The sequence below is a fragment of the Allocoleopsis sp. genome (assembly GCF_036703385.1).
In the GTDB taxonomy this organism is placed as follows: domain Bacteria; phylum Cyanobacteriota; class Cyanobacteriia; order Cyanobacteriales; family Coleofasciculaceae; genus Allocoleopsis.
Genome location: NZ_DATNPA010000677.1, coordinates 25,248 through 32,853, shown reverse-complemented (window position 1 = coordinate 32,853; position 7,606 = coordinate 25,248). Strand labels below are relative to the sequence as shown.

Sequence of the window (7,606 nt, the reverse complement as noted above, 5' to 3'; positions counted from 1 at the left end):
AATCAGCCCAAAGTGTCGCGGATAAATGCCCTTTTGTGGCGTTGGGGGTTCTTGGGTAACATGAGCTACGAGCTGATTACCGTACAAATTGAAAATCAAGGCATGACGGGATTCTCTCCCCATTTCGCAGCCCAGCCCATTTCCATAGAACTCTTTGGTCTGCTCAATGTCAGTAACGGGAAACGCGAGATGAAAGAGGACTGTGTTCATATAGCGATTTTAGATTTAGATTTTCCCTGAGTGTTCTTAACCCTAAAATCACAATAGGATGTTCCTCACAAATTTGTGATGCTTTTTACTACTTCTTTCACTCCTTGGCTCGTTGCGGTTGGCTTGAATACAGTTTTACTGGCGATTGTCTGGATTGCCCCGAAGAAGTTACTCACGCCAGCAGGGATATTTCACGCATGGCTGCTCGGTGTTCTGATCTGGGGAACGTTGGGTTGGCAGGGCTATGTGGTTGTGATGTTCTACTTCCTTGTTGGTTCTGCTGTAACCCGCATCGGGATGGAACAAAAGGAAGCCGCAGGCATTGCTGAAAAGCGATCGGGTGCGAGAGGGCCGGAAAATGTCTGGGGTTCGGCTCTGACTGGAGCACTCTGTGCCTTGGGCACGCTACTCGTTGCGCCGCCTTATCGAAGTTTGTTGCTTCTAGGCTATGTTGCCAGTTTAGCCACAAAGCTCTCGGATACTTGTGGCAGTGAAGTTGGCAAAGCTTACGGGAAACGAACCTATCTGATCACGACCTTACAGCCTGTGGCGCGGGGAACTGAAGGAGCGGTTAGCTTAGAAGGAACGCTCGCGGGTGTCGTGGGATCGTTTGCGATCGCCTTAATTGGTTGGGGCGTTGGTCTAATTTCCTTGACAGATGTAGTGTTTTGTGCAATATCAGCTTTTATTGCCACCAACCTAGAGAGTTTGATTGGCGCAACCCTGCAATCCAAATTCGACTGGATGACTAATGAAGTCGTGAATTTCATCAATACCCTGATTGGTGCGATCGTGGCGGTGCTGCTGGTTTTAGCATGGCGCTGGTACAGCTTGGGTTGAAGGTTGGAAGGTTGAAGGTTGGAAGGTTGTTATTGATGTTGCACTGTTGAGGAGATTAAAGATTATCTTCCCAACTTTCAACTTGACAACTTTCAACATTCAACCCTTCTTTTCACCCCTAGTCTACTTTCGAGCCAAAAACCATTTGTAGCACCATTGGCTCACCATCGGCGCGGTGATACTTATCAGCCCAAGCGCGGATGACTTCATCCAGTTCTTGCATCGCTTGGTCAAGATTCTCTGGCGGAATATCCAATTCTTCCAGCACTCGCATTACACTCGGCTGACGCTCTGCCCAATCTCTCATTAACCGGAAGTACCGCGCTGTATCCTCGACCATTGTGTAAGTGCGTTCTTTGCCATCGGCTGGCGAGTAAGACGCACCGGTCAAGGCATAGTACGGCAATCCCCAAGGGCAATCAATGCGTGTGACTGTACCGGAGTACAGCAGACGACGCTTGATGTGTTCCGCCATCGCTTCACTTAAAGGCACGCGCCGCTCTTGTTCAAACTCTTCCTGAGAACGACTGTGCAGGAATTCAATCAACTCCAAAAACTGTAGGGAGTTAATCACCTGAGCATCTGGCAGGTTAGCGGGCAGTTTCTCCGCAATGTATCGCTTTTCCTCAGCGTTGAGGCTGGTACCAGAGATGCGCGATCGCCCTGGTTGCCAGGGATAGTGTTCCATCCAGACGTAGGGGAATTGAATCAGATAGCGAGGTTCCTGAGAACCCAGCATCTTCAACAGCTTCCCTTCGGATAAAGCTTGCCGGACTTCCTCAACGATTACCTTGACCCGCTTTGGCTCAATATGGTGTAAATGACCCGTCATCCGGGTATTTTCACCCTGCTCCAAATAGGTCATGTAGATTGCGCACTTAGCAGCGGTTGCTGCGGCGTCTAGAAAAGCCCCGTGTCGGTGTCCGCTGGTTCTCATCGCGCTGAAAGCCAGATATAGCATAATCTGATCCATTGCGCTGGGGCTAAGGCTTTTGATCAGATCGACTTGGTTCATCATCTTAGGGGCGGTCATATCGCATGGATAAACAATTTTTGTTCTTGAGTGACTTGTCTCACTATTTCACCTGAGCAGTGAGTTCAACTCACGACTGTAGAACATGCGCTTACTTAAAGCACCCTAATGCTATGTTAAAGCCTAATTTCTCTCTAATTATAGAAAACTAAAGAGAAAACGGGAATCTAGAAGAATTTCTCTGCCGCCAGAGGAAATCTGAGGGATAAAGTTCTTCCAGGAAACTTTATAATAACTGAGGAAATGCCGTTTTCTGTAATTGGTTGAAAGGCCGACGTGGGCTACCAGGATGGGGACGTGGGTTCGGGCGAGTTTGGGTCTGAGCCGCTAACATCTGACCAAAACTTGGAGGCTCTCGTAGATTGGGTGAGCCGTAGGCCATCAGCCGAGATTCAACAGACAGTGTAATTGTTAGAAAACTTAACAAGAAAAGCGCTGAGGAGTATGCGGGCATAGGGGAAGTCCGTATCAGGGTGGCTACTCACTGATACGGACTTTCGATGGCAGCCTCAGGAAAAACTCCTACTGAAGCTTGCTTTGACTATCGACAAGCTCCTGAGGCTTAGCCCATGTAACGGTTAAACGGATTACATTTGTGTTCCGATTCGATTCAGATTTGCCAAAGGCTGTAGTTCACCAAAAGTTTTTCGCTGACACTTGCTAACCTCTAAGAGAGCCAGCAACGCCAATAAATATATAAAATTATCATAATCAGGAGAGCGGCATTCCTCCCACACTTAACGCTGTCCGTGTAAGTGAGGAATCCTGCCGCATTTTGTTGAAGAGTGAGAATATTTGTGATAAGTTTTAGGCTGGCGGGATAATAACGACTAAAATGTTTCTATGGCTGCCACAAAAGGCAATCTACTAAAGTCCTTGGCGTTGCTACCCGACAGTAACACGACGCAAAAGCTTAAGTATTTCGACTCATGGGTTTGCAGTTGCCCTTATTTTTCCCAGAACCAGCCAAGTGCGATCTAGACATTAGCGTCCACTACCACGATGGGGGGACTTGTCATCTTTTTGGGTCTCAACCGAGATTAGTTGACGGAGAATAGAGGTGTAAATGCTCATAGCAGATGTCCGTATCAGGATTTCTATTACCTGATACGGAGTTCCTACTAAAGCGTCAGGAAAAACTTCCGTCGGAATTTATTGGATTCTGAAGAAATTGGTGGTACAATTCACTGTTTTACGCACGTATTACACAGCTTCCATCTTTTCAATGACCAGCCAACCGCCTGATTGATTGAGACGTCCCCAGACCGTTAGCCGTTGTTGGTTCTTGCAAGCTTCAAGTTGCGCATCGACCTCTGGTTGCAAGGTAATCAGTATCCAAGTTTGACCCGCGTGAATTATTGGCTCAGTCAGAGTAAGAATGTAATCCTGTTGGTCGCGACGTTGAAAAAAGCCAGTAAAGGTTGAAGCTTGCAAGCTAGCGGGTTGCAGCTTATCTTCCCAACTTTTACAATTCAACCGTTTAATCTTCAACTCTTTAACACCGACATTCCCATGTATCGGATACTTTTCTGGATGATCTAGGTAGTAACGCTGCCAATACAGCCAGTTTGGATCGTTGGCTGGCAAATTGAACAGAGGAATAATGGCGCTTGGGGCAACTGAGTTTTCTAGCAAGGCTTCTTGCAGACGCCTTATAGGTAAATCTCTGGGTTGGCATCTGAGTTCAACACACAACGCAGCCGCCATGCCAGCGGCTTGACCAATGTTCATCACCAGTGGTTGTAACCGAGTAGCACCATTGGCAATGTGAGACACAGAAATATTTTTTTCACAAACTAAAAAGCCATCGGTTGATATCGGCACCAAGGAACCGTAGGGAATGGTAAACGGTGTTCCCGTCCAGCGCCCACCCCAGCGGATTGATTTCGGTTTTAAGGGAAAATTGACCCCAGGGTAATGGTGGTCATTGGGGTAGTTTCCTACAGCGATGGAAGTTATTTCGCTACGCGTAGCGCCTGAGGCGATCTGCCCAAGGCGGCAGCGCTTCGCTATCGCATGTCCTGCCCCATCCAGTGGTAAAGCTGCTACTCGCCCTCCAGCAACGGGTAAAATATCTTGTTCCCGCACGGTATCTAATCCCTGAAGACGTCGGCTTTCGCGGTAGTAGGGGTGTAATGCATAAGCCCCCCCACCCAGTAGAGAGTGAGGAAAGATGTTATCGGCTAAACCGTAACGACGACCTAGTTGAGTTTGAATAAACCGAGCAAAACCCTGCGTGTGCCAAAGCGCTTCCTGTAGAAATTGCTGCCGCAACTCTTGCGATTCAACTAAGCGCCCCACGCCTTCACCATAGTCATTACCGTGTATGGGCCAATTGATCATAAACAGCCCTCCAGGTAAGCGCCCATAATTCATAAACAGCTCTGCGCCGTAGTCGTCCCAAGCACCTGTAAACTGTTCTGGGCTGTAATTGGGGGGAATGGGGATTTCTGGGGCCACCTCAGCAGTTCCAAAATCTTTGAGGATAACGATCCAAGTTGGAGCCTGCACGGGATATCGCTGAGTAAGATCATTAGGAGAGATGGGGGCACTAGGTTCCTCGAAGTGCGATCGCGAAAGCGTTGCGATTCCGTTAGCGAAGCGTCTCCGCAAGGAGAAGGAATCAGCACTGCTGCCTTGGGCAGATCGCAACTCCCACCCCCAAAGATGCGGCACGTCTGCCAATGCCAACAAGTCTCCTAGTTCCGTGCCATCTAGGGTAATCTTGGCGTGGACTGTGAAATCAGCGAAGCGAACACCTGTAATGCAGTCGCCTTGTCGCAAAACTTCTAACGGGGTCTGTCCCGCAATCCATTTCAGGTTAGGAAGTTGCTGCACCCAATCCGCGAATATCTGGGCTCCGATGCGGGGATCGTAAGAAAACATACTGACCCAGCTATTATCCAACCCCCCTTCCTGCCGATGCCAGAGTTCTCGCAAAAAGGCACCCCAAAGGCCGGTTTGAAAGGCAGCTAACTCATTGCCGTCCGGTGCTGCGACACCCGCAGAAGTGAGCATTCCTCCTAACCAAGGGAATTCACTCACGAGGATAGTTCGGACGCCTCTACGTGCCGCTTGGATGGCAGCAGCAGTACCACCAGTACCACCTCCAACAACTAAGACATCAGTTGTCAATATTGGATTAACCATTGAAAGCACATAAGTCTTGTCATTCTGATTTTGGATTTTGGATTTTGGATTTTGGATTGTCCCCATGACTTTCCGTCATGGGCTTGAGACCTTTTTGGTTTTTGACCCAGTATCTAAATTCAATGCTCGTTCCGATATTCTGTAGGGAAAGCAAAAGTCAGGTTGTCGATTAAAAACTCTACCCATGCATCTTCGCCTTCGCCGTCTCAGCCTTATCAGCGCAACCTTGCTCCTCTCCTTGACTTCTGCCCTACAACTGGGGGACTTAACTCTAGGACTCTCTGGTCTATCCGCACAAGCACAAATAACTCCAGACCAACGACAACTAGCCAACCAGGTGACACAGTTAAGCCTGATGCTCAATCGGCAGTTTAAAAGGGGTCAGTTTCGGTCGGCGTTAGAAACGCTTCAGCGGATTTTAGCACTTGCCAGAAAAAACGGTTGGACTCAACTTGAAGGAGACGCTCTCAATAGAATTGGGCTAGTGTACGACAATCTAGGACAGTATGTCCAAGCTTTGAAATACTACGAGCAAGCCTTAATTATTAACCAAAAAGTGCGTAACAAGGCGGGGGAAGGAGTAGCTTTCAACAACATTGGAACAGTTTACCTCCGACTGGGACAGTATCCTCAAGCCTTAAAGTACTACGAACAAGCTTTATTTATTGCCAAAGAAAAGAACAACACGGTGACGCAAGGGATAATTCTCCATAACTTTGGGACAACTTACCGCCAGCTAGGACAGTTTCCCCAAGCGTTAAAATTACTCGAGCAAGCTTGGAGCATTTTCAAAACGGAAGACGACAAGAGGGGGCAAAGAGCAACTCTCAACCAAATAGGCTTAATTTACTACAATCAGGGGCAGTATGCCCAAGCCTTGAAGTACCACGAGCAAGCTTTGGCCATTTGCCAACAAGTGCAGGACAAGGTAGGGGAAGGGCAGACGCTCAGCAGAATGGGAGCTGTTTACAACGCTTTGGGTCAATATGCTGATGCGGAAAAAGTCCTACTTGCTGCGATTGAGATTTGGGAGTTTTTGCGATTCAGATTAACTGACGCGGATAATATATCATTCTTTGATACTAATATCGACAACTACCAACAACTGCAACAGGCTTTGGTTGCCCAGGGTAAAATCGATTCTGCTCTAGAATTTGCCGAAAGGGGGAGAGCAAGAGCATTTATAGATTTATTAGCACAGCGGCAATCAAATAATCCCAAGACTCGACCCAGGCTCAAACCTCTGACTATCCAAGACATCCAGCAAATTGCAGGGGTTCAGAATGCCACACTCGTTGAGTATTCGGTCATGGCGAATCAGATACTCTACATATGGGTAATCAAGCCTACAGGTGATGTGGCATTTAAGCAGGTTGACCTTAAATCTTTGAATACATCATTAAAAGACCTTGTTACTAACAGCCGTGATTCTATCGGTGTCAGAGGACGCGGCCTGGGCGTACAACAAACAGTCAATACAGCAACCCAAAGCGAAAAATTGCAGCAACTCCACAAACTGCTGATCGAACCTATCGCTCAATCCTTGCCTACCGACCCCAATGCTCACGTCATTTTTATTCCTCAAGGTGAGCTGTTCCTTGTTCCCTTCCCCGCCTTACAAGACAAAGAAGGCAAATACCTGATTGAAAAACACACCATTTTGACCGCACCAGCCATTCAGGTGCTACAGCTAACGCAGGAAAAACGGCAAAATGTATCGGGAACCAATGTAGTGGTAGTCGGTAATCCCATGATGCCCAGCAACATCATGAACCTGTCTGGAGAACAGATAGAATTATCGCCGCTACCAGGTGCGGAACAAGAAGCTTTAGCAATTGCCCAACTGCTCAATACCACGGCGCTTACGGGTAACGCTGCCAGTGAAATAACAGTCAGGCAACAGATGACCAAAGCTAGGATTATTCATCTAGCCACTCACGGGCTACTGGATGATTTTAAGCAGTTCGGCGTACCGGGCGCGATCGCACTCGCCCCGAAAAGAGCAAATCGGCTTAACGATGGTCTGCTTACGTCTGACGAAATACTAGATATGGAACTCAACGCCGAGTTAGTAGTCTTAAGTGCGTGCGATACAGGCAGAGGTAATATCACTGGCGATGGCGTGGTTGGTCTTTCTCGCTCTTTTATAAGTGCGGGAGTTCCGAGTGTAATTGTGTCCCTGTGGTCAGTACCAGATGCCCCCACAGCTTTCTTGATGACTGAGTTTTATCGTCAATGGCAGCAAAATCCTGATAAAGCCCAATCACTGCGTCAAGCCATACTCGCGACGATGAAGCAGCACCCTAACCCTAAAGACTGGGCAGCATTTACCTTGATTGGTGATGCCAGTTGACCTTTGATGTGCGTTAGTTA

Annotated in this window: 6 protein-coding genes; 2 read left to right on the top strand and 4 right to left on the bottom strand. The window is 47.9% G+C overall.

Annotation, left to right across the window (positions count from 1 at the left end; translation table 11 throughout):
* The coding region (locus V6C93_RS32145) for a VOC family protein (RefSeq protein WP_333480752.1) at positions 1-210 on the bottom strand (210 nt) is incomplete at its 3' end.
* Between the two features lie 78 nt (positions 211-288).
* Between V6C93_RS32145 and V6C93_RS32140 the strand changes: the two genes are divergently transcribed.
* Positions 289-1,050, top strand: a complete 762-nt coding sequence (locus V6C93_RS32140; RefSeq protein ID WP_333480751.1) for a TIGR00297 family protein — start codon at positions 289-291, stop codon at positions 1,048-1,050.
* Positions 1,051-1,168: 118 nt separating this feature from the next.
* Here the strand turns inward: V6C93_RS32140 and hetR are convergent, their stop codons facing one another.
* From hetR to V6C93_RS32125, 3 genes are all read right to left on the bottom strand, one after another.
* Positions 1,169-2,068, bottom strand: a complete 900-nt coding sequence (hetR, locus tag V6C93_RS32135; RefSeq protein ID WP_349262901.1) for a heterocyst differentiation master regulator HetR — start codon at positions 2,066-2,068, stop codon at positions 1,169-1,171.
* Between the two features lie 241 nt (positions 2,069-2,309).
* Positions 2,310-2,465, bottom strand: a complete 156-nt coding sequence (locus tag V6C93_RS32130) for a hypothetical protein (protein WP_333480749.1) — start codon at positions 2,463-2,465, stop codon at positions 2,310-2,312.
* Positions 2,466-3,286: 821 nt separating this feature from the next.
* The gene (locus V6C93_RS32125) at positions 3,287-5,233 is read right to left on the bottom strand and encodes an FAD-dependent oxidoreductase (RefSeq protein WP_349262900.1); all 1,947 of its coding nucleotides are present in this window, start codon (positions 5,231-5,233) and stop codon (positions 3,287-3,289) included.
* Positions 5,234-5,417: 184 nt separating this feature from the next.
* Here V6C93_RS32125 and V6C93_RS32120 point away from each other — a divergent pair, with 184 nt between their 5' ends.
* Positions 5,418-7,586, top strand: a complete 2,169-nt coding sequence (locus tag V6C93_RS32120) for a CHAT domain-containing tetratricopeptide repeat protein (protein ID WP_333480747.1) — start codon at positions 5,418-5,420, stop codon at positions 7,584-7,586.
* Positions 7,587-7,606: the final 20 nt, after the last annotated feature.

What these genes read in the sequence shown, in the direction of transcription:
- V6C93_RS32140 (WP_333480751.1), top strand. Translation starts at nt 289, where the DNA reads ATGCTTTTTACTACTTCTTTCACTCCTTGGCTCGTTGCGGTTGGCTTG.
- hetR (WP_349262901.1), bottom strand. Translation starts at nt 2,068, where the DNA reads ATGATGAACCAAGTCGATCTGATCAAAAGCCTTAGCCCCAGCGCAATG.
- V6C93_RS32125 (WP_349262900.1), bottom strand. Translation starts at nt 5,233, where the DNA reads ATGGTTAATCCAATATTGACAACTGATGTCTTAGTTGTTGGAGGTGGT.
- V6C93_RS32120 (WP_333480747.1), top strand. Translation starts at nt 5,418, where the DNA reads ATGCATCTTCGCCTTCGCCGTCTCAGCCTTATCAGCGCAACCTTGCTC.
- V6C93_RS32130 (WP_333480749.1), bottom strand. Translation starts at nt 2,465, where the DNA reads ATGGCCTACGGCTCACCCAATCTACGAGAGCCTCCAAGTTTTGGTCAG.